General features: G+C 57.7%; 21 protein-coding genes and 1 pseudogene. 15 read left to right on the top strand and 7 right to left on the bottom strand.

The features are described from left to right. The first annotated feature begins 14 nt into the window (after positions 1 to 14). The 14 genes from K0A93_05730 to nuoB all read left to right on the top strand — a co-directional run bounded on the left by K0A93_05730 (position 15) and on the right by nuoB (position 17,498). Complete coding sequence (locus tag K0A93_05730) at positions 15 to 2,003, top strand: hydrogenase (protein MBW6511604.1); 1,989 nt, start codon at positions 15 to 17, stop codon at positions 2,001 to 2,003. A gap of 68 nt (positions 2,004 to 2,071) precedes the next feature. After that, a complete protein-coding gene (locus tag K0A93_05725; GenBank protein ID MBW6511603.1) occupies positions 2,072 to 3,973 on the top strand; it encodes a hydrogenase in 1,902 nt (633 codons plus the stop codon). A gap of 20 nt (positions 3,974 to 3,993) precedes the next feature. Continuing rightward, entirely contained in the window at positions 3,994 to 4,902 is a 909-nt protein-coding gene (locus K0A93_05720; GenBank protein ID MBW6511602.1) for an NADH-quinone oxidoreductase subunit H, read from the top strand. A gap of 21 nt (positions 4,903 to 4,923) precedes the next feature. Continuing rightward, entirely contained in the window at positions 4,924 to 5,562 is a 639-nt protein-coding gene (locus K0A93_05715; protein MBW6511601.1) for a hydrogenase, read from the top strand. Between the two features lie 3 nt (positions 5,563 to 5,565). After that, the gene (locus K0A93_05710) at positions 5,566 to 6,996 is read left to right on the top strand and encodes a hydrogenase (protein ID MBW6511600.1); all 1,431 of its coding nucleotides are present in this window, start codon (positions 5,566 to 5,568) and stop codon (positions 6,994 to 6,996) included. Continuing rightward, positions 6,993 to 8,510, top strand: a complete 1,518-nt coding sequence (locus tag K0A93_05705; GenBank protein MBW6511599.1) for an NADH-quinone oxidoreductase subunit C — start codon at positions 6,993 to 6,995, stop codon at positions 8,508 to 8,510. The genes K0A93_05710 and K0A93_05705 overlap by 4 nt, the downstream gene beginning before the upstream one ends. A 51-nt stretch (positions 8,511 to 8,561) precedes the next feature. Further along, positions 8,562 to 9,314: a hydrogenase gene (locus K0A93_05700; GenBank protein MBW6511598.1), complete on the top strand. Its 753-nt coding sequence runs from the start codon at positions 8,562 to 8,564 to the stop codon at positions 9,312 to 9,314. Between the two features lie 22 nt (positions 9,315 to 9,336). Then, positions 9,337 to 10,227, top strand: a complete 891-nt coding sequence (locus K0A93_05695; protein ID MBW6511597.1) for an ATP-binding protein — start codon at positions 9,337 to 9,339, stop codon at positions 10,225 to 10,227. A 49-nt stretch (positions 10,228 to 10,276) separates the two neighbouring features. After that, positions 10,277 to 12,283 carry a hydrogenase 4 subunit B gene (gene hyfB / locus K0A93_05690; protein MBW6511596.1) on the top strand — a complete coding sequence of 669 codons (2,007 nt, stop codon included), beginning with the start codon at positions 10,277 to 10,279 and terminating at the stop codon, positions 12,281 to 12,283. After that, positions 12,280 to 13,224, top strand: coding sequence for an NADH-quinone oxidoreductase subunit H (locus K0A93_05685; GenBank protein ID MBW6511595.1), 945 nt, complete (start codon positions 12,280 to 12,282; stop codon positions 13,222 to 13,224). The genes hyfB and K0A93_05685 overlap by 4 nt, the downstream gene beginning before the upstream one ends. A gap of 2 nt (positions 13,225 to 13,226) precedes the next feature. Beyond that, positions 13,227 to 13,904 carry a formate hydrogenlyase gene (locus K0A93_05680; protein MBW6511594.1) on the top strand — a complete coding sequence of 226 codons (678 nt, stop codon included), beginning with the start codon at positions 13,227 to 13,229 and terminating at the stop codon, positions 13,902 to 13,904. Beyond that, positions 13,901 to 15,367, top strand: coding sequence for a hydrogenase 4 subunit F (locus tag K0A93_05675; protein MBW6511593.1), 1,467 nt, complete (start codon positions 13,901 to 13,903; stop codon positions 15,365 to 15,367). Before K0A93_05680 ends, K0A93_05675 begins: the two co-directional genes overlap by 4 nt. After that, complete coding sequence (locus tag K0A93_05670; protein ID MBW6511592.1) at positions 15,364 to 16,968, top strand: NADH-quinone oxidoreductase subunit C; 1,605 nt, start codon at positions 15,364 to 15,366, stop codon at positions 16,966 to 16,968. The genes K0A93_05675 and K0A93_05670 overlap by 4 nt, the downstream gene beginning before the upstream one ends. A 20-nt stretch (positions 16,969 to 16,988) precedes the next feature. Beyond that, positions 16,989 to 17,498, top strand: a complete 510-nt coding sequence (gene nuoB, locus K0A93_05665) for an NADH-quinone oxidoreductase subunit NuoB (GenBank protein MBW6511591.1) — start codon at positions 16,989 to 16,991, stop codon at positions 17,496 to 17,498. A 16-nt stretch (positions 17,499 to 17,514) separates the two neighbouring features. Here nuoB and K0A93_05660 read toward each other — a convergent pair whose 3' ends face one another. After that, a complete protein-coding gene (locus K0A93_05660) occupies positions 17,515 to 17,889 on the bottom strand; it encodes a hypothetical protein (GenBank protein MBW6511590.1) in 375 nt (124 codons plus the stop codon). Between the two features lie 128 nt (positions 17,890 to 18,017). On the opposite strand from K0A93_05660, the gene K0A93_05655 reads away from it, so the two are divergent. Then, positions 18,018 to 18,200: a hypothetical protein gene (locus tag K0A93_05655; GenBank protein MBW6511589.1), complete on the top strand. Its 183-nt coding sequence runs from the start codon at positions 18,018 to 18,020 to the stop codon at positions 18,198 to 18,200. Positions 18,201 to 18,237: 37 nt separating this feature from the next. On the opposite strand, the pseudogene K0A93_05650 reads toward K0A93_05655, so the two are convergent. The 6 genes and pseudogenes from K0A93_05650 to K0A93_05625 form a co-directional block, all read right to left on the bottom strand. Next, positions 18,238 to 18,507, bottom strand: a pseudogene (locus tag K0A93_05650) (transposase). Positions 18,508 to 18,643: 136 nt separating this feature from the next. After that, positions 18,644 to 19,009, bottom strand: coding sequence for a DUF1499 domain-containing protein (locus tag K0A93_05645; GenBank protein MBW6511588.1), 366 nt, complete (start codon positions 19,007 to 19,009; stop codon positions 18,644 to 18,646). Between the two features lie 113 nt (positions 19,010 to 19,122). Next, positions 19,123 to 19,509, bottom strand: a complete 387-nt coding sequence (locus K0A93_05640) for a pyridoxamine 5'-phosphate oxidase family protein (protein ID MBW6511587.1) — start codon at positions 19,507 to 19,509, stop codon at positions 19,123 to 19,125. A gap of 12 nt (positions 19,510 to 19,521) precedes the next feature. Next, a complete protein-coding gene (locus tag K0A93_05635; protein MBW6511586.1) occupies positions 19,522 to 20,082 on the bottom strand; it encodes a hypothetical protein in 561 nt (186 codons plus the stop codon). A gap of 111 nt (positions 20,083 to 20,193) precedes the next feature. Then, entirely contained in the window at positions 20,194 to 21,051 is an 858-nt protein-coding gene (speB, locus tag K0A93_05630) for an agmatinase (GenBank protein ID MBW6511585.1), read from the bottom strand. A 140-nt stretch (positions 21,052 to 21,191) separates the two neighbouring features. Beyond that, positions 21,192 to 21,388 (bottom strand): hypothetical protein (locus K0A93_05625; protein MBW6511584.1); only part of this gene is annotated, 197 nt, incomplete at its 5' end.

Genomic DNA, 21,388 nt, shown 5'->3' with positions numbered 1-21,388 from the left:
CGGAGGCTCAATTGATGTCGACGTTCATTTTGGCTCTATTGTTCATATCGGCCGGTGGAACAGCAGCGCTGTTCGCCGGGCGCAAGTCCAGGTTGGCCAGTTTTTTGGCTGTGACCGGCACCATTGTCGGTTCGGCGCTCGGTCTTTTTATCAGTATCAATGTTCTGTTACTGCGGGGCGCGATCGTCTTCAGTCAGAACTGGCAAGTCCCGGGCGGTGAATTTGCCCTTGCCATCGACCCCTTAAGCGCCTGTTTTTTGCTGCCGATCTTTGTCCTCTCACCGCTCTGTGCCCTTTACGGTGCCGGTTACCTGAATGATGAAGGGAAACATCGTATCCTCGGCCCCCAGTGGTTCTTTCTCTGCCTCTTGATTGTGGCCATGGCGCTGGTCGTCACCGCCGCCAACGGCCTGCTCTTCGTCGCGGTATGGGAACTGATGTCTTTAAGTTCCTTTTTCCTGGTTGCCTTCGATCATCGACTGCCGGTGGTCCAACGTTCAGCCTGGACTTACCTGCTGGCCTGCCATGTCGGCGCCGCATGTCTCTTTGCCCTGTTTCTGCTCGCCGGTCACATCTGCGGTAGCCTGCAGTTCAGTGACTTCGGGGCCTTGCAACAGGTCGATCCGGGTCTGGCGCTGGCTCTATTTCTGCTCGCGGTTATCGGTTTTGGCACCAAAGCGGGGCTCTTTCCACTGCATGTCTGGCTGCCCGACGCGCACCCCGCGGCACCCAGTCATGTCTCCGCGCTGATGTCCGGAGTGATGGTCAAGACTGGCATCTACGGGATACTGCGGGTCCTGACCCTGCTGCCGCTCGCCCCCATCTGGTGGGGTGGATTGCTGGCCGGTTGCGGCATCATCGGTGCCGTCTACGGCATTGCCCTCGCCACTCAGCAACGCGACGTCAAACGCTGTCTGGCTTATTCCACGGTCGAAAACGTCGGGATTATCTTTCTCGGTTTAGGGGTCGGACTGGCGGCCAACAGTGCCGGGCTGCCGCAGATTGCGGCACTAGCCCTGGCCGGAGGTCTGTTGCACATCTGGAATCACGCGCTTTTTAAAGGGGTGATGTTCCTCGGTGCAGGCACGCTGCTGCACGCCACCGGCACGCGCGATATGAATCTGATGGGCGGCTTGCTGCACAAGATGCCGCTGGCGGGCGGTTTGATCATCGGCGGCAGCCTGGCAATTGCCGCACTGCCTCCCTTTAACGGACTGGTCAGTGAATGGCTGATCTATCTCGGCATGTTACAGGCAGGACAAGCCGTCAGCGGTTTCTGGGGGCTCTTCCCCTATCTGCTGGTCGGGATGCTCGGCATCACCGGAGCGTTGGCGGTGGTTGCTTTTACACGGATTGTCGGTATCGCGCTGCTCGGCGAACCCCGCTCCGAAGCCGCGAAATATGCCCATGAGGCCTCAGCGCTGATGACAGTGCCGATGGCACTGCTTTTGGCCGGTTGCCTGCTGATCGGGCTGCTGCCACAAGTGAGTATCGGCCTTTTGCAGGGACCGATTGCCCAGTTACTGCACAGTACGCCAGCGACACCACTAACGGTTGCAGCGACCCTCGGCGGCTTAGGCCGCTGGGGTGCGCTGCTGATTCTGCTGCTCGCTGCAGCCTGGTTGTTGCTCGGCTCCTTGCGCAAGAAACGGCCGACGGCCGACGGCGCGACCTGGGGGTGCGGCTTCAGTTTTCCCAGCGCCCGGATGTCCTACACCGCCGAAGCCTACGGCGAGATGGTGCAGCATCTGTTGCCGCGCGTGATCCAGCCTGAGGTCGAAGCTGCTGCACCGAAAGGGCTGTTCCCGGGCAGAGCGAGCATCAGCCAGCGTTCGATCGATCCGGCCTTGCAGAAATTTTTCTATCCCGGCTTCCACTGGCTGGCTGAGCGCTGCGTTCACCTGCGCTGGCTGCAACAGGGGAAACTGCCGGTGTACCTGCTTTACATCTTTTTCTGTTGTGCAGTTCTGCTCGTCTGGAGTGTCATCGAAGGGAGAATCTAAACGTGCCAATTATATCGATCGGGTTTGCCGCTCTGCTCTTTGGAGTGTCGGGCGTCCCGGGGCTATTTATGCGGCGCACCGGCGGCGGCGGGGCGATGCTCGCCAGCTTGATGGTGCTGGCTGCCAGTTTTTGTGGCAGCTTCGGCGTCATCTGTGCGCTACTGAGCGGCAGTGCAAGCCTGTGGCAAAGCGCCTGGTCGGTCCCTGCCGGCCAGCTGTCAATCGCAATCGACCCCCTCTCTGCGGTTTTCCTGCTGCCGCTGTTTCTCGTCTTTGCTCTCGGCAGCATTTATGGTCACGGCTATTGGCCGCAGCGCGAGCATCCTGAGTCAGGCCGTGGACTGCGCTTCAACTATGGCCTGCTGGCCGGCGCGATGGTGCTGCTGGTGGTGGCCCGTAATGGCGTGCTCTTTCTGCTCGGTTGGGAATTGATGGCGCTGGCCGGTTTTTTTCTGATCACCACCGAGCAAGAGAAAGCCGATGCCCGCCGCGCCGGTTTTATCTATCTCTGTGCGACCCATACTGGCACCCTCGCACTGTTCGCGATGTTCTCGCTACTGGGCGCCAACACCGGATCACTGGCCTTCCCGCTGGCCGGAAGCCTGGCCACTGGCGGCACAGCGATCTTCCTCCTGGCGCTTGGCGGTTTTGGTGTCAAGGCAGGCATGATGCCGTTGCACATCTGGTTGCCCGGTGCTCACGCGGCGGCGCCCAGCCATGCCTCGGCGGTCCTCTCGGGGATCATGATCAAAACCGGCATCTACGGGCTGGTGCGGGTCACTTCTTTCTTCTCGGAGATCCCTCCCTGGTGGGGCTGGACCATCCTGATTATCGGGGCCATCTCCGGGATTTTTGGCGTCGCCTTCGCCATCGCCCAGCACGATATCAAGCGGCTGCTTGCCTATCACAGCGTTGAGAATATCGGCATTATCGCACTGGGGATCGGTGCCGCGCTGCTCGGACGCAGCTATCATATCCCGCAACTGGTCCTGCTCGGTATGGCCGGTGCGCTACTGCATGTGATTAATCATGGTCTGTTCAAGGCACTGCTCTTTTTAAGTGCTGGAGCCTTGATTCATACCACCGGAACTCGTGAGATCGACCAGTATGGCGGCCTGCTCAGGCGCATGCCCTTTAGTGGTCTGTTCTTTCTCGGCGGCGCGGTCGCTATCTGTGGCTTGCCACCCTTTAACGGCTTCATCAGTGAATGGCTGATCTATCTCGGTCTGTTTCAGACCGTGCAGGGGCAGCCGCTCCCCGTCTCGCTGGTACTGCTGGCAATGCCAACCCTGGCGATGATCGGTGCGCTGGCGGTCGCCTGCTTCGTCAAGGTCTTTGGTGTGACCTTCTTAGGCGAGCCACGCAGTGAACAGAGCCGCCACGGCCATGAAGCGCCCAAAAGCATGTTGCTGGCCATGGCCGGTTTGCTGATCAGCTGTGCCTGGATCGGTCTTTTCCCGACCAGTCTCGCTCCGCTGCTCAGCAGCGCAGTGCTCTCCTGGAGTTCGGTTTCGGCACAAAGCCTGGCCGGGCCCATGAGCCCGCTGCTGCTGATCGGTATCAGTGGCTGGGTGCTGCTCTCCGGCCTGGCGTTGGTCGGGTTCTGGCTGTGGCGTCGCGCTCGGCATGCGCCTGAAAAGGTTGCGACCTGGGGTTGTGGTTTTCCCTTTCCCTCACCCCGGATGCAGTACACCGCCTCATCCTTCGGGGATTTTCTGGTTCGGCTCTTTCGCTTCGGACTCTGGAGTGAACGGCACGGCGGCCAGGTCGAGGGCGTATTCCCCGCGAGGAGTGAATTCTCCAGTCACACCCCTGATACGGTCCTGGATCGGTTACTGTTACCAGTCATGGCGGCTGCGGCCTGGCTGTTTTATCGAATCCGCCACCTGGTTCATAACGGCCGCGTCGGGCTCTATCTACTCTATGTTATGTTAGCGCTGGTGGTGCTGTTAACCGCCACATTGCCATAAGTGCGAAGGACGTCATTATGATTCTTCAGCTTTTGCTCCATCTGCTGGTCCTGCTCCTATTTGCCCCGCTGATGCTTGGGGTGATCACCAAGACCAAGGCCTGGTTTGCCGGACGCATCGGCGCTCCGCTGCTGCAGCCCTACTGGGATCTGCTGCGACTATGGAAAAAAGGTTTTGTCTTCAGTCGCACCACCACCTGGGTCTTTCGCGCCGGGCCTGTGGTCGGCCTGGTGATTCCGATTTTAGCCGCGTTGCTGATTCCCTTCGGTGCCCTGTCGGCACCCTTCTCCTTTAACGGGGACCTGATTCTGTTCGTTTACCTGTTCGGCCTGTCGCGCTTTTTTACCGCAGCAGCGGCGCTCGACACCGGTTCAAGTTTTGAGGGGATGGGTGCTGTCCGCGAGGTGACCTTCTCCTGTCTGGCCGAGCCGACGGTACTCTTCGGCCTGATTGTGCTGGCCCGCCTGTCAGATGGTCTGGCGCTGCAAAATCTCTTAGGTCCACATCTGTCCCAGGCCTGGCTGACCATGAGTGCGCCGCTGGGACTGGTGGTTGTCTGCTTGCTGATCGTGGTGCTGGTCGAAAACTCACGCATCCCTTTTGACGACCCCAATACCCACCTTGAGTTGACCATGATCCATGAGGTCATGGTCCTCGATCACAGCGGCCCGGCCTTAGGCATGATTCTCTACGGTGCAGCGATGAAGATGATGGTGCTCGGGGCACTGGTGGTGCGCCTGGTCCTGCCACTTAATACGGGAATGCTGTGGCTCGACCTGCTGATCTTTTTAGGGGGGGAGTTGTTACTTGCGGTCTTAATCGGAGTTATTGAATCGATCATGGCGCGACTACGTATGCCGAGAATCCCGCAGATGCTGATCGGCACCACCCTGCTGTCTGCTTTCGCCCTGGTTTTAACCCTGCGTTAAAGCCTTATTTTTGGAGTGGTTATGGCTCATCTAAGCAATTTCTGCCTGCTGGCAGTCGTCCTGATCAACTTTTTCTGCCTTGGTAGTGCGCGTCTTGGTGCCTGTATCCAGGCGGTCGCGCTACAGGGGGCGCTCCTCGCCCTGCTGCCGCTGAGCGAGCACGGATTCTCCGGGCACACCCTGTTTCTGGCCTTTGCCGCCTTCGCCATGAAGGGCGGGTTCATCCCCTGGTTGCTCTTTCGCGCCATTCGCGAGGTGCGTATCCAACGCGAAGTCCAACCCATTATCGGCTTTGTACCGACCCTGATTTTGGGTGCCTTGACCACCGCTGCCGCCTTTATCTTTGCCGATTACCTGCCGCTTTTGCCCCAGCATCATGACAGCCTGTTTATCCCGGTATCGCTGGCCACGCTCGGCACCGGTTTTCTCCTGCTGATCACGCGACTCAAGGCGATCACTCAGGTCCTCGGTTACTTGGTGCTCGAAAACGGCATCTTTATCTTCGGCATTCTGCTTTCTGAAGCGATGCCGTTGATGGTTGAGGCCGGGGTGCTACTCGACCTGCTGGTCGGTGTCTTCGTCATGGGGATCGTTCTCAACCAGATCAATCGGGAATTTTCATCACTGAACACCGAACGCCTTTCGGCGCTGCGGGAGTAGACTATGTTGATAGCTGTCATTGTCGTCCCTCTGTTTTTTGCGGCCATTTCCTGGGGGCTTCCCTCTCATCGAATGCGCTCGCTGGTGTTACCGCTGGGAAGCGCCCTGCATCTGGTCCTGTCTCTCCTGCTGATCAGCCAGCCGCTGGTCCGCAACCATGACTGGATCGGTCTTGACGATCTCTCACGGCTGGTGCTCCTGGTCACAGCCCTGCTTTTCTTCGCCTGCGCGGTCTACGGATTCGATTACCTCAACCTGCGCAGTGACCGCGACAATCACATCATGGTCTCGTGCCTGCTGGTCTTTCTGTCGGCGATGACCCTGGCGGTGCTCTCGCGGCACATGGGGCTGCTGTGGGTTGCGGTCGAAACGACCACGATCGCCAGTGCGCCGTTGATTTATTTCAATCGCAACGCCCTGTCAATCGAAGCGACCTGGAAATACCTGCTGATCTGTTCCGTCGGCATCGCTCTGGCAATGCTCGGAATTCTGTTTGTCGGCTATGCCGCCCTCGGCACGGGCCCTGAAGTCAGCCTGCAGTTTGACCAGTTGCTGACGATGGCTGGTTCCTTAAGTAAGCCCTGGCTGCACGCCGGTTTTGTCTTTCTGCTGGTCGGCTTCGGCAGCAAGATGGGCCTCGCCCCACTTCACACCTGGAAGCCAGACGCTTATGGCGAGGCGCCCGGTCTGGTCGGTGCCCTGTTGGCCGGCGGACTGACCAGCGTTGCGTTTCTGGCGATTCTGCGCGGGGTGCAATTAATGGGCGCGGCAGGCGATCTGAAGATGGCTCAGCATGCCCTGCTCGGCATGGGCCTCTTGTCGCTCACCCTGGCGGCCATTTTTGTCATCCGTCAGGCAGACATCAAAAGGATGCTGGCCTTTTCCAGTGTCGAACATATGGGGATCCTGGCGCTCGGCATCGGCATCGGCGGTTTGGCAACCTTCGGGGCCATGCTACACCTGATCAACAACGCCCTGACCAAGGGGAGCCTGTTTCTGGCTGCCGGCAATATCCAGCGCGCTCACGACAGTAAAAAAATGAGCGGCATCCGTGGAGCGATGTCGCGCCTGCCTTTGTCTGGTGGACTCTTCCTGGCCGGATTTCTGGCGATCACCGGTTCCCCGCCCTTCGGCCCGTTCTTGAGCGAGTTTACCATCCTGCGCGGGGTGTTCGGCGGCGAGCACTACTTGATCGGTACCCTGGTCCTGATCCTGCTGGCAACGGTTTTTATCGGCATGGGTAGCACGGTTCTGGCGGTGACCCAGGGCGAAGCCGACCCGACCCTCAAGGACAACGGGTTTCGCGATCGCTTTCTGTTGGTTGCCCCCCCGCTGCTGTTGCTGCTGATCGTGCTGATGCTTGGTCTTTATCTCCCCGAACCTTTAAATCGACTTCTGCACGGTGCCGCCGCCCTGATTGAGGTGCAGCCATGAAAAAATCAACCCTGCTCAAAAATGGTGCTATGCTGCCGCTTGATGATCTGGATATCCTTGATTACAGCGTATTCACGACCGAACTATTGCAGGCCAAGCGAGAGAATGCACGGATCTCGGCCTATTTTGCCCGGCCAGCTGAGGAAGACCGTCTTGAGATATTCGCACTGATGTCACGCGACTGGCAGGAAGATTTTCTGTTGTTGCGCACCAGTGTCGGACGCCACTTCAAATCTTTAACCCCCGACTGCCCGCAACTCCACCTCTTTGAACGTGAGATTGCCGAACAGTACGGGGTGAAGATCGAAGGGCACCCTTGGTTTAAACCAGTGCGCTTTCACCAGCCCTGGCGTGCGGGAGAGGATGCCTGGGGGCGGGATCCTGCACAACACCCGGTCCCCGGTGACATGGAGTTCTATCGAGTTGATGGCGAAGAGGTGCATGAAGTTGCGGTCGGGCCGGTTCACGCCGGGATCATTGAACCGGGACACTTCCGTTTTCAGTGCCACGGCGAAGAGGTCATGAGCCTCGAAATCTCCCTCGGGTTCCAGCACCGTGGTCTCGAACCGCTATTCGTTGGCGGTCCGCATCCCGCCACTCTGCATCAGGTTGAGGTTCTGGCCGGTGACACCACCATTGGGCACAGCAGCAATTATGCACTGATTCTGGAAGCCCTCAGCGCATCTCCCGCGCCTCCCAGGGGCAAGGCGATTCGCGCACTGGCGCTGGAACTGGAACGACTGGCCAACCATGTCGGTGATGTCGGCGCGCTTTCAGGTGATGTTGGTTATTTACCAACTGCGTCGTTCTGCGGGCGGATTCGCGGTGACTATCTCAACTTAACCGCAGAGATCTGCGGCAGCCGCTTTGGACGTGGTCTGGTGCTCCCCGGCGGCGTCGGCTTCGACCTTGATGACAGCCTCAGAAATCAACTTCTCAAACGGCTTGCAGTGATGGAAAGAGAGACGCGCGGGGCCATTGAGTTGTTCTATGAGTCACCTTCGGTCCTTGCTCGGCTCGATGGCATCGGGCTGGTCTCGGCAGACATCGCAGAAGCGTTCGGCATGGTCGGGGTGGCGGCACGCGCTTCCGGCCTGCCACGTGACAGCCGCATGCATCATCCGATTGGAGCCTACCCCCGTGAGTATGATCAGCTGGTGATTGAAGAGCGTGGCGATGTTTACGACCGCGCCAACATTCGACGCCGTGAGATCTACAATTCGATCTCACTGGTGCGGCACTTACTGAGAAACCTGCCGACAGGAGAGGCCCTTATGCCCCAACGGCCGCTGGCCCCCGATAGCCTGGCCGTTGCGATTACAGAAGGCTGGCGCGGTGAGGTGGTCCATGTCGGATTGACCGATAGCGCGGGACGCTTCAACCGCTACAAGGTCGTGGATCCATCGTTTCGCAACTGGAACGGGCTGGCGATAGCTTTGCGCGGTGAACAGATTTCGGACTTCCCGTTATGCAACAAGAGTTTTAACCTCTCTTACTGCGGATTCGACCTCTGATGGCGTCGCAATCTCAAAAAGTACTGACTTCAAAGGGCAAGGAGTGTTCCTGTGCTTAAAATTATTCCCGAACGCCTGCGCCAAGGCCATCGGACCGGCAAGTTTCCGAAAGAGGAACCGGTGCTACCCGAACGATTCCGCGGCGCGCCGCTGATCGATCCCAATCGCTGCCAGAGCGGTTGCACCGAATGCCTGAGTGCCTGCCCCTATGGGGCGGTAGAGCTGAAAGGTGGCAAACCCCAGCTCGATTTGGGACGTTGTCTGTTCTGCGCCGACTGCCCGGTCTGCCCGCATGGCGCGATCCATTTCAGTAGTGACTATCGCCTCGCTTCCCGCACGCGGGAAGGCCTGTTGGCCAGCGCCGAGGGGCACCAGTTAGCCAGCGCTCTCGATGGTCAGATGAAGCGCCTGTTCGGTCGATCCCTCAAGCTGCGCCAGGTCTGTGCCGGTGGTTGTAATGCCTGTGAAGCCGACCTCAACGTGCTCGGCACCCTGGTTTACGACCTGGGCCGTTTCGGCATCCAGTTCGTCGCCTCACCACGCCATGCCGATGGCATCCTGATCACCGGTCCTGTGACCAAGAACATGAGGAGTGCGTTGCTGGAGACCTATGCCGCCATCCCCGCGCCCAAACTGGTGATCGCCTCCGGAGCCTGCGCCATCGGTGGGGGGCCGCTTTGCGACAGCCCCGAGGTGAACAACGGCATCGGTGACCTGCTCCCGGTTGACCTCTACATCCCCGGCTGCCCGCCCCATCCCTATACGGCACTCGACGGCCTGTTGCGTCTGCTCGGGCAACTTTAAAACTGACCAAGGAGAACCCATTATGCCTTTTGATAAAGACCTGATCGACCAATTGCGGCGGGTATTGACGGCGGCGGAAATGGTGCTCCCCCGCCCGGTATCCTTGCTTGACTGGGCGCACTGCGCGGCGGCCAACTGGCGACAGCACGCCCTGTCCGGTTATTTTGAACCGCTGCCCGCCGAGGATACGATCCACCTCGATGAACTTCTCGGGATCGACCAGCAGAAACAGACCGTCGAGGAAAATACCCGTCAGTTTCTGCAAGGGTATCCGGCCAACAACATCCTCCTCTGGGGATCACGCGGCACCGGCAAGTCATCGCTGATCCGCGCCCTGCTCAACGCCTATGTCGGCCACGGGTTGCGCATTATTCAGCTCGACAAGGACGACCTGCCGTCCCTTCCCGATATCTTCATTCAGATCAGGGCACTCCCCTATCACTTCATCATCTTTTGCGATGATCTGTCTTTTGAAATCGGCGAAAAAAGTTACAAAATTCTCAAAAGTGCGCTTGACGGGTCGGTCTACGCGACCCCGAAAAATGTCCTCATCTACGTCACCTCCAATCGTCGCCACCTGCTCCCCGAACACGAGACCGACAACCTCGGCGCGAAGATGGTCAACAATGAAATCCATCACGGTGAAGCCGTCGAGGAAAAAATCTCCCTCTCCGACCGTTTCGGCCTCTGGGTGGCGTTCCATGTCTTTTCCCAGAAACAATATCTGCTGGTGGTGCAGCAGTGCATCGACATTCTCTGCCGCGAACATCAGCTTCAGGTCGCGTTCACCCGTGACGTCGAGCAGGCGGCGATTGCCTGGTCGTATGAAAAAAGCAAGTGTTGCGGTCGCACCGCCATGCAGTTTGCCCGCCTGTGGGTGGGGAAGGAGTTGTTATTGCGGGCCAACAATTAGTCTCTTCTTTCCCTTGACTTGATTCGGCTCCAAATGCGAGGATCCAGTTATGCCACTGTTTATTGCTAAAATTGCTATCATCTTGGCGCTGTTCTCAGCTCTCCTTCCGCCTCTTTTGAAGCGCCGGCCGCAGCTCTCAAAAACCCTGGCGTTCAGTCTTCTGGGGTTGGCAGGTCTGACCGCCGCTGGCGCAGGGGCCATGGCGCTCCTGCATCCTGCCCCCCTGTCTGAAGTCCTGCCCGTCGGTCTGCCCTGGCTGCAGGCTCACATTCAGCTTGATTCCCTCGCCGGTTTTTTCCTCGCAATTGTTGGGCTGGTCACGGCGGTTGCAGCCTGCTATGGTCCAGGATATACCTACGAATTTGAAAAAGAGGGGCTCCCCCTCGCGCCACTGACCATCTTTACCGGGTTGTTTGTCACCAGCATGTTCCTGTTGCTGCTTGCCGCGGATGCTTTCTCCTTTATGTTCAGTTGGGAACTGATGTCCGTTTCCAGCTACTTTCTGGTTTCTTACCAGCACTACAAGCTCGAAAATCGCAACGCGGCCTTCCTTTATCTGCTGATGGCCCAGGTTGGCGGACTGTGTATCCTGCTCGGCTATGGCGTTCTGGCCGGTTTCGGCAGCGATTTCAGTTTCACGGCCATGGCGACGGCGCAGCTCTCTTCGAATTGGCAGACCATCGCATTTTTACTGGCCTTTGTCGGTTTCGGCATGAAAGCGGGGATCGTCCCCTTGCATGTCTGGTTGCCCCAGGCGCACCCGGTGGCGCCCTCACACATTTCGGCGCTGATGTCCGGGGTCATGCTCAAGGTGGCGATCTACGGCTTTATTCGTTTCACCTATGATCTTTTGGGCGAAATTCACTGGACCTGGGGAGTGCTGGTTCTGCTCATCGGAGCCGCGTCGGCACTTTTGGGAGTTCTTTACGCGCTGATGCAGCATGATCTCAAGCGTTTGCTCGCCTATCACAGCGTCGAAAACATCGGCATCATCTATATCGGACTCGGACTCTCGATGATCTTCGCCGGCACCGGTCATCTGGCCCTGGCGGCGCTCGGCCTGGTCGCGGCACTCTATCATTGTCTGAACCATGCCCTGTTCAAAAGCTTGCTTTTCCTCGGCGCCGGCGCCGTGCTGCAGCAGAGCCGTCAACACGATATGGAACAGATGGGGGGACTGATTCACCGTATGCCGGTCACCGCCAGCTGCTTCCTGATCGGCTGCATCAGCATCTCGGCGCTGCCGCCCTTTAACGGCTTTGTTTCGGAGTGGTTGACCTTTCAGGCGGCCTTGCAGGGGCCGGTGCTTGAAAGTGGTGTGCTCGGTTCCCTGATCCCGGTCGCAGCGGCAGCGCTCGCCTTGACCGGCGCACTCGCGGCTGCCTGCTTTGTCAAGGTGTTCGGCGTCATCTTCCTCGGCCTGCCGCGCAACGCCGAAGCCGTACAAGCGCATGAAGTCAGCTTCGGGATGACGTTTGCCCAGATCGTCCTGGCCGCCTGCTGCCTGCTGTTCGGCGTGCTGCCGACCTGGACCATCGGCGCACTGAGTGTGATTTCACAGAGCCTGCTCGGCGAAGCACTGCCCGAGGCGACCGCCCACGGCTGGTTATGGCTGACCCCGATCGCATCAGAGACCGCTTCGTACGGTGCACCGATGGTGCTGCTGGGGCTAGGTCTGGCCTGGATCCTGGTCTGGCTCGGGTTTCATCCTCAGCGCAGACGCCAATCGCTCCGGCGTGGAGAACCCTGGGATTGCGGGTTCGGTGCGCTGAACGAACGTACGCAGTACACGGCGACCGCCTTCAGCATGCCGATCCGGCGGATCTTTGGCCCCGCCTGGCCGATCAAGGAGCAGCTTGAGCCTGCATCCGACCTGCAGCCGCAGCGCTATCTGCTGCACATCGGCGACTGGGCCTGGCAGAAGATCTACCTGCCCCTCGGCAGATTGGTGCTGACCGCCGCCAAACGCACGGCCTTGATTCAGGGGGGGAATATCCGCGTTTACCTGACCTACTCCTTCTTCACCCTGATCTTTATCCTGTGGGTGCTGGTATGAACGGCTGGCTGCTGGCCATAGTGCAGACCCTGGTCTTTATCGGCGCGGCGCCATTCTTCAGCGGCTGGGTCAAGTGGAGCAAGTGCAAGTTGCAGAACCGCCGTGGCGCACCACCCTGGCAGCCCTACCGCGACCTAAAAAAACTCTTCGGCAAGGAGATTGTCCTGCCGCAAAATGCCTCGCCGATCTTCCGCCTGGCGCCCTATATCGTTTTCAGTGTTACCGCGATCGCCTGCTCGGTCGTGCCGCTGGTTGCCGTCGGACTGCCGACTTCGGCGCTGGCCGATGTCATTGTACTGGTTGGACTTTTTGCCCTCGGTCGCTTCTTTCTCTCGTTGGCCGGCATGGACATCGGCACCGCCTTCGGCGGCATGGGCTCGTCGCGCGAAGTGACTATCTCCTCGCTGGCCGAGCCGGCCATGCTGCTGGCGGTTTTCACCCTGGCGATGAGTGTTTCGAGTACCAATCTTTCGAGCGTGATCAGCACCCTGCTGCTGCGCCCGTTTCAGCTCTACCCCTCCTTCATCTTCGCCGCCATGGGCCTGGTGCTGGTGGCGATGGCCGAAACCGGGCGCATTCCGGTTGATAATCCGGCCACCCACCTGGAATTGACCATGATCCATGAAGCGATGATCCTTGAATATTGTGGGCGACATCTGGCGCTGATGGAATGGAGCGCCATGCTCAAGTTGATGCTCTATGCGGTTCTGCTGGTTAATCTGTTTTTCCCCTGGGGCGTCGCAATCACTCTCACCCCGGCTGCACTCGCCTTTGCCGCCATCATCATGATTGTGAAACTCCTGCTTCTTGGGCTGGCGTTGGCTGTCGCGGAAACCGGTCTGGCCAAGATGCGCCTGTTTCGTGTGCCGCAACTCCTCGGGCTGGCTTTTATCCTGTCACTGCTCGGGATGTTGAGCCATATCATTCTGGAGGTGCGCTGAGCATGGGAATTGAAGCCTTAAGTCTGAGCGAACAACTGATTCTGACCCTGGCGGCACTGATTCTGTTTACCTCATTCCTGCTGCTGGCGCAGTCGCGCATAGTCAGCCTGATTCACACCTTTGCTTGGCAGGGCGCGCTACTGTTTGCCGCAACCGTCCTGATGGCTTCCAGTTCTGGGCGCCATCATCTGTTTATCTCGGCCGGGCTGACCCTCGGGCTGAAGGTCTTCTTCATCCCCTGGCAATTGCGTCGTCTGGTGGTGCGCCTCGACATTCGCCGCGAAGTTGAAACGGTCGGTGGAGCCTCCCTGATCATGATTGCCGCCGGGGCCCTGACCCTGTTCAGTTACTACGTGGTACTGCCGATCCGCGAGCTATCCCTCCTCTCGACACGCAATACCATTGCGATATCGCTGGCGGTCATCCTCATCGGCATGCTGATGATCATTACCCGGCGCAAGGCGGTAGCCCAGGTGATCGGCTTCATGTCGATGGAAAACGGGCTCTTCTTTGCCGCCGTCGTTTCAACCTACGGCATGCCGATGGTGGTTGAGCTTGGCGTGGCCTTCGATGTGCTGGTCGCCGCGATCCTCTTCGGCATCTTCTTTTTTCAGATCCGTTCCGGCATCGGCTCGCTCAATGTCGATCACCTCAATCGCCTGACCGAGGTGGATAAATGAGTGCACTCTCCCTCTGCCTGTTGCTGCCACTGATCGGCACCCTGTTGCTGGCACTGATCGGCCATTGGCGCAACGCCGGTCTGCTCAATAGTCTTTTCTGCCTCGCCACCTTTGTCGCCGCGCTGCAACTGGCAGTCAACATCTTTGAGCATGGCCCGCTACTCAGCTCGGGCAAGCTGTTCTATGTCGACGCCTTCAATGTCTACCTGATTCTGCTGAACGCCTTTGTCGGCTTGACGACCTCGATTTTTTCAGGGCCCTACATGGCGCACGAAGTCAAGATTGGTCGGGTCGATGATGGACGTATGCGCCTCTACCATGCGATGTTTCAGGGCTTTTTGTTTACCATGCTGCTGGCGCTCTCGACCAATAATCTCGGCATTCTCTGGGTCTCCATCGAGGGCGCAACCCTGGCCACGGTGCTACTGGTCTCGCTCTACCGCACCCCGGAAGCGATCGAGGCGGGCTGGAAATACTTCATCCTCTGCGGTGTCGGTATCGCTCAGGCGCTCTTCGGTACGGTGTTGATCTACTTCGCCGCCGAGAAAATATTTCCTGAAAGCGACGAGACCCTGCTCTGGAGCGTCCTTCATGAACACGCCAGCGAGTTGGAACCGGCGGTGCTGACCATCGCCTTTGCCTTCTTGCTGGTCGGTTACGGCACCAAGGTCGGGCTGGTTCCGCTGCACAACTGGCTACCCGACGCCCACTCCGAAGGGCCGACGCCGATGTCGGCAATCCTTTCCGGGTTGCTGCTGAATATCGCGCTCTATGCGGTGGTGCGCTTCAAAATGATCGTCGACCCGGCGCTGGGCAATCAGCTGGCGGGTCAGATGATGATGGGCTTCGGCCTGCTCTCCTTTACCGTCGCCAGTCTGCTGTTGCACCACCAGCGCGACGTGAAACGGATGTACGCTTATTCTTCTATCGAACACATGGGGCTGATGACCTTCGCCTTTGGCATCGGTGGCCCACTGGCAACCTTCGGCGCTTTGCTGCATATGATCGTGCATTCCTTGACCAAATCCTCGATCTTCGTCACCGTTGGCCATGCCGCCCATATCGCCGGCACCCAGAACATCGCGAGTATCCGCGGGCTGATCAAAACCCAGCCGCTCGTCGGTTGGTGTTTGCTGATCGCAACCGTAGCGATCGCCGGGTTCCCTCCCTTCGGTGTCTTTACCAGCGAGTTTCTACTCTTCACCGCTACCATGAAGAGCTGGCCCTGGCTGGTCATCCCCTTGCTCAGTGGTTTGGTAATCGCCTTCACCGGGCTTTTTCGCCACATCCAGCCGATGGTCTTCGGTGAGCCCCCCGCCGGTCAGGTCGCGGTACCGGCCAACATGTGGCCAGTTATTCTTCATCTCCTCCTGGTGTTACTCCTCGGCATCTCCATCCCCGGGGTGCTCGTCGACTGGCTGAATCAGGCAACGATCATGGTAGTCGGCAAGGGGGTGCTATGAGCAAACGTCAACCTGCGCTGATCCCCAGCGGCAAGACCGCTGAATTCGCAACCGCGCTGCAAGCTATCAGGCTGTCCGGAACCGAGCTTCCGGCCGTGCACCCCGGCTGCATCAACCTGAGCATTGCCCGTTGTGACTGGGGTAAGGCCGCCAAACTGGCACGCGATGAAAAACTGCGCTTTTCGGCCTGTTGGGGTGAGCATCGCCCACCGCATATCCAGATTTTCAGCCTCTTTGCCGGTGGCGATGGGCATCTGCTATTGCAAACCGAAATCGCCGAAGATGATCCGCAACTCCCTGCCCAAACCCCTTTTTTTGCTGCGGCGGCGCGCCCCGAACGAGTCCTGCAAGATATGCTGGGCGTTCAAGTGCAGGGTCACCCGGACCCGCGCCGCTGGTTGCGCCATCAGGCCTGGGCCGAGGGAGATTTTCCGTTGCGAGTCGAGTTCCCGTGCGCCGGGCATCCCGCTGAACAGACGCCACCCGACTGCGCATACCCCTTCATCGCCACCGCTGGCGTTGGAGTCTACGAGATCCCGGTCGGACCGGTTCATGCCGGGATCATCGAACCGGGGCATTTCCGTTTCCAAGCGGTCGGCGAAACCATCCTGCGCCTCGAAGAACATCTGGGCTATGTGCATAAGGGGATCGAAAAGATTGCCGTCGGGCGCAACCTGTCGGCGCTGATCCGCCTCGCAGCGCGCGTCTCAGGTGACAGCACGGTCGCGCACAGCTGGGCCGCGTGCCAGGCCGCCGAGCTGGCCTTAGGGATCGACCCGCCGCCGCGCGCCAGTGCCTTACGCGCCATTGCCTGCGAGCGCGAACGGATCGCCAATCACTTGGGAGATATCGGTGCGGTTGGCAACGATGTCGGTTTCGCCTTCGCCCAGGTTCAGATGACCCGGCTGCGCGAATTGTGGCAACGCAACAGTGAAGAGTGTTTCGGCCATCGGTTGATGATGGATTATCTTGTCCCCGGCGGGGTGGCCAGCGATCTCACTGCCGCACAGATTCGACTACAGCTCGCGGCCTGTGCAACCCTGCGTACCGAGGTTGTCGAGCTGATGCCGCTGTTGCTCGAATATCCCTCCCTGCAGGATCGTTTGCGCGATACCGGTTTGCTTTCCCCCGTAAAGGCCACCCTGCTCGGCATCCTCGGCTATGTCGGTCGCGCCAGCAATCATCAATATGACCTGCGCCGCGACGCGCCTTATCCGCCTTACGACGATCTGAAGGTCGAAGTTCCGGCCTATCTTGACGGGGATGTGGCCCGCCGGGTGCGGGTTCGCGGCGACGAAATTCTGGTCGCGCTGGGGCTGATCGAGGAACTGCTGGGCAAACTGCCGAGTGGCGATTTATCTGTTTTGTGTTCCGCTCCAGGACGCGAGGTACAGGGCCTGGGGCTGGTCGAAGGCTGGCGCGGTGAAACCGTTGCGTACGTGAGACTGGATGCAGCAGGAAAGGTGTTACGCTACTTCCCCCGTGATCCCAGTGCGATCAACTGGCTGGCGCTGGAAGAGATGATGGACGGGGTGATTGTGCCCGATTTCCCGGTCTGCAACAAATCGGTCAACGGTTCATACTCGGGGCATGATTTGTAGAAAAATTGGAGTTCTAAACCATGTTTCGCATCTTCAATAAAATCCGCAAAACCGGTCGCCTGACTGAACCTTTGGCGCCACGGGATCAGCAGGTCGCCCGCTTGGGTGTGGCTTGCCAAAAAGAGATCGCGCGTAAGTTTTCCGGATCGCTGGCGATCCGCATGGTTGATGCCGGCAGCTGCAACGGTTGTGAACTGGAGATGCACGCCGTGAATAACAGCTTTTACGACATTGAGCGCTTCGGTATCCATTTTGTCGCCTCACCGCGCCATGCCGATCTGCTGCTGGTCACCGGCCCCGTCTCACGCCACATGCAGGCCGCCCTGCTACGAACCTATGCCGCGACGCCGGCCCCCAAGCTGGTGGTCGGCATGGGCGACTGTGCGGCAGACGGCGGCGAATTCGGCGTCTCATACGCCAGTTGCGGCGCGCTCGAAAATGTCATCCCGGTCGACGCCGTTATCCCGGGCTGTCCCCCGACCCCCCTTCAGCTTTTACAGGGCCTGCTTGACCTCTTGCAAAAACGCTAATCTGGCGACCCGCTACTCAACGGCGACCGGGTAACCGGATAAGTCCATCCAGCCTCGTGTGGGGATGGGGCGGACAACCGGGGACGTGCTGGTCGACCGGCAGCAGGCCGCCGCTGCCGTTATTCACTTCGGGGCTGCCACCAAGCGGCCTGCCGCCAATAGCGCAGGCGGCAGAGGCGATCCCCAGTTTGGGCGCGGGGATGTGCGTATTCCGAGCCAATTCCGCCACTGATTCCGACGCAAATCGTCCACCCGTTCCGATCCAATTCGGCCACCCGTTCCGATTAAATTCGGCCACCCGTTCCGATTGAATTCGGCCACCCGTTCCGATTGAATTCGGCCACCCGTTCCGATTAAATTCGGCCACCCATTCCGACGGCAATTCGTCCAATTTTGCTGACCTGTCGGAATCGGTGGATGGTTTGTTTCGGAATCATGCAACGTCGCTGGGTAACCTGGTATACACCTTCTGATTTTAACTTTTCAGGAGGTGTACCCTTGGCAAGAAAGAGGTTCTCCATGCGCAAGATCAAAGACGTTCTGCGTCTTCATTTCGAACTAAATCTCAAGCGGCGCCAGATCGGTCGCAGCCTGAACCTGCCTCTCCTGTCGTTGAGTGATGTGTTTACCAGGCAAGTCAGCCTCCTTTTAATTCAAGGAGGAGCTTACATGGAGGGGCACTCAACCGGCCAAGTTAATTGACGCCGACCGGACAGGATAATTGTCGCCGAACAGCCTGCCGCCAGTTTGACCACCGGGTGTAGCGCGAGGCAAGAATCTGCATGATTTTGGACAGCGGAACCGAGCCAACCTGAACCGCCAGATGGAGGTGATTGTCCATCAAACAAGAAGCATAGACGTGGCAGCCAAGCCGCTCCACAATCTCCTGCAAAAAAAGAAAGAATCGATAACGGTCCCGGTCATCGGCAAAGATTGGCGCACCATCGTTACCACGCAATATGACGTGGTACAGGGCACCGGGATAATGGATTCGTGGTTTACGTGGCATGATGATAGTTTACCGTTAACTCCCCAAGTTGAAAACCTGACACCATATTTAGCCGATTGCCCCGGCAATAAAGATCGGTTCTACGCTGTTGCTCATGGTTATCGTCTGGTAAAGGTCAATGCAGGATTGATCTTCCTCAACGCGGCTGCTCGAGCACCCCTTGCGCGATCAGTTCCGAACGCAATTTTTCAACCCGTTTCCGGTTGACTCCGAAATCGAAGTAGCCGAGCCGGGCGGCCGAGCGGATTGCAATCAGTCTTTCTGCCGGGCGCAAATGCAGCTCCAGATCATCGACAAAACCAAAGACTGTGCTGCGACATTCCGCCCGCACATAGTGGTTTTCGACGCGGGTAACTTTTGTCCCCGGCAGTGCCGCGACGGCTGCTTGCGCGGCTTGCCAGGCGTCTTCGGCTGAAACTGTCAAGCGCAACGGCTCGATTTGCTGTCCGGTCTCTGCCGCGTCACTGGAGACACAATTGGGCGAACTGGGACAGGCCGCCAGTTTATCATTGTAGAGACCAAGTGTGGTCATCGATGTTCCTCCACTACAGGCCGCAAGCAGCAGGCAGGACAACAGCAGCAGTGTCGTGTCCACTCTACGCAACGCCTGTGTCATCAGAGTTCCTCGCCACCGATCAGGCTAAGCGTCTTTTCCACCGCAAAGTAAACCATAAACTTGCGCCCCTTGGCCTGATCTTCTTCCGGCGTCAGGGAGCGTCGCGTCAACTGCTGGATTAACTGCTGATTCTCATCTTCGCGAATCTTTTTCAGGAACAGCCGCACCCCCTGGTAGCCTCCTCCTGACTCGATAAACAGGTAGGTGGCATAAGGGTTTTCCTGCAGGTTTTTGTGCGTCAAGCGTTCGCGCATGATCATCGCCAGACTGCCATCAGCCAGCAGATGGGGGCGTGAATAGATAGCGCTGTCCACCCGGCCGTTAGCGTCGGCTGTCGAGATAATTCCGGTGCCAGTCCGGTTGGCAAAATATTCGTTAAGATCCATAAAAAACTCCTGTCAGTTGCTCGGTGTGACCCGAGGATCGTTGAAGTGTCTGCGAACCAGCTGTGGTATCAGCTGCAAGTCGGTGCAGATCAGCAGGTTGGGCAGACTGGTGAACTGGTGCACCGCGTGCCCGCCGGCAATCAGTTTGATTTTCTGGTCGAGCTGCTTGCGCAAACTTCCTAAATCCTGCTTTGCCTGGCGTGGCAGATAGTGAGAACTGAACGAGAGGGCCACGCCAGCAACGCCCAGCTCATGTGCAAGCCCGGGGACTTCAGAGAGCGGCAGCTCTTCATTCAACCAGATACAGTTGATGCCAGCGCTGTTAAAGGCTGCTGCCGCCAGCAGCAGCCCGAGCTTGTGACGTTCGCCGCTTAAGGTCAGAAACAGCAGCTGCGGCTGATCGGTGTTCGTTGGTGCTAAAAATTCGGTTTTAAGCAGTTTCTCCAGCTGATCGGAGAGCAGATGTTCACGGGCTATACTGATGCTACCCGTTGTCCAACGGTGGTCCAGCAGCTGCAACAGGGGCACAGCAATCTCCTCGATAAACCGGCTTATTGCTCCTTTTTTTTCCATCTATGTAATCTCCTTTGTTTTAATCTCCTATTATATCGTTCAGTTTGAAAGCGACTTATTGCCCTATACTAAAAGTTTTTTCTATGACATTTGCTGCATTCGTTCATCTTGTCAATGACCAGAAGCCTTACTGAATTGGTAAGACAATAATTTGTAGTAGAGCTTTGCCACCAGGAACCCGGGGGCGCGTAAACCCGGCAAAGGTGCATACTCCACTATATCGAACCCAACGACCCTTTTTTCAGCAAAAACCCTCCTGAGATAAGTCAGTGTTTCATACCACATCATTCCTCCGGGCTCGGGTGTTCCTGTTGCCGGCATGACCGACGGATCAAATACATCCAGATCAATGGTAAGGTACACCTCATCTGTCATCAGATTCAGCGAACGATCCATCCAGTCAGGGTTCGCCTGCATCTCTTGGGCCATAAAACACTTCTCCCGGTTCATGAACTCATTTTCGCATATGTCCATGCTCCGGATACCAACCTGAACTAGGTTTGTATTCTTACTGGCCCAATGTACCGCACAAGCATGGTTATAGGGAGAACCGTCATAACTGCTTCTCAGATCTGCATGCGCATCCAGCTGCAGAACTGTCAGGTTTTTGTATTTTTCACGAAATGCTTCAATAATCCCGATACTCACTGAATGTTCCCCTCCAAAAAAGGTCAGGTACTTGTCATTACGCAGCAACTCCCTGGTCTTAGCCAGTACCGCCCTGTAAACAGCCTCGGGCGATGATGCCTCAGTTACAGGTGGTAAAATATGGATCCCCTTTTTGAAAACCTCCGAATCGGTTTCAATATCATAGAGTTCCATGTTCTCTGAAGCCTCCAGGAACATCTCAAATCCCTTGTCTGCTCCTTTCCCCCATGTGCTCGTGCCGTCATAGGGGATCGATTGTAGAAGCATGCTGGCATTTTCAAATGTAGCCAGCTCCTTCTCTATTCCACCGAATGTAACCATCTTTATAAATCCTTTTGGTCGTTCTGTTATTACAACGCCGATCAGGCAACAACTCTTCTTGTACCGTTTATCTATTGGAAATTATCCATTGACATCCAGTTGCTAAACCATTTACAATGGTGCAAAAAAAAATAAAACGATTAGTCTTTCCTGTTGTACCCCAGTATTTTAAACATATCCTGGGCCGACTGCTCCTCCCGGTAGACATAATCGATAATGTTCCCTTTTTCGTCCCTGTCAATAATCACATGTTTGGGAGCAGGGATCAGGCAATGCTTTATACCTCCGTACCCACTGATAGAATCCTGATAAGCGCCGGTATGAAAAAAACCGAGAT

The organism is Desulfuromonadaceae bacterium, assembly GCA_019429445.1.
Taxonomy (GTDB): domain Bacteria; phylum Desulfobacterota; class Desulfuromonadia; order Desulfuromonadales; family JAHYIW01; genus JAHYIW01.
The sequence above is the reverse complement of the archived record's forward strand: the minus strand, read 5'-3'. Positions and strand labels throughout refer to the sequence as shown.

Coding starts and splice junctions, on each gene's coding strand:
- K0A93_05725 (MBW6511603.1), top strand. CDS start 2,072: ATGCGGCGCACCGGCGGCGGCGGGGCGATGCTCGCCAGCTTGATGGTG.
- K0A93_05670 (MBW6511592.1), top strand. CDS start 15,364: ATGAGCAAACGTCAACCTGCGCTGATCCCCAGCGGCAAGACCGCTGAA.
- nuoB (MBW6511591.1), top strand. CDS start 16,989: ATGTTTCGCATCTTCAATAAAATCCGCAAAACCGGTCGCCTGACTGAA.
- speB (MBW6511585.1), bottom strand. CDS start 21,051: ATGGTTACATTCGGTGGAATAGAGAAGGAGCTGGCTACATTTGAAAAT.
- K0A93_05635 (MBW6511586.1), bottom strand. CDS start 20,082: ATGGAAAAAAAAGGAGCAATAAGCCGGTTTATCGAGGAGATTGCTGTG.
- K0A93_05695 (MBW6511597.1), top strand. CDS start 9,337: ATGCCTTTTGATAAAGACCTGATCGACCAATTGCGGCGGGTATTGACG.
- K0A93_05640 (MBW6511587.1), bottom strand. CDS start 19,509: ATGGATCTTAACGAATATTTTGCCAACCGGACTGGCACCGGAATTATC.
- hyfB (MBW6511596.1), top strand. CDS start 10,277: ATGCCACTGTTTATTGCTAAAATTGCTATCATCTTGGCGCTGTTCTCA.
- K0A93_05685 (MBW6511595.1), top strand. CDS start 12,280: ATGAACGGCTGGCTGCTGGCCATAGTGCAGACCCTGGTCTTTATCGGC.
- K0A93_05655 (MBW6511589.1), top strand. CDS start 18,018: ATGCGCAAGATCAAAGACGTTCTGCGTCTTCATTTCGAACTAAATCTC.
- K0A93_05730 (MBW6511604.1), top strand. CDS start 15: ATGTCGACGTTCATTTTGGCTCTATTGTTCATATCGGCCGGTGGAACA.
- K0A93_05705 (MBW6511599.1), top strand. CDS start 6,993: ATGAAAAAATCAACCCTGCTCAAAAATGGTGCTATGCTGCCGCTTGAT.
- K0A93_05715 (MBW6511601.1), top strand. CDS start 4,924: ATGGCTCATCTAAGCAATTTCTGCCTGCTGGCAGTCGTCCTGATCAAC.
- K0A93_05680 (MBW6511594.1), top strand. CDS start 13,227: ATGGGAATTGAAGCCTTAAGTCTGAGCGAACAACTGATTCTGACCCTG.
- K0A93_05675 (MBW6511593.1), top strand. CDS start 13,901: ATGAGTGCACTCTCCCTCTGCCTGTTGCTGCCACTGATCGGCACCCTG.
- K0A93_05710 (MBW6511600.1), top strand. CDS start 5,566: ATGTTGATAGCTGTCATTGTCGTCCCTCTGTTTTTTGCGGCCATTTCC.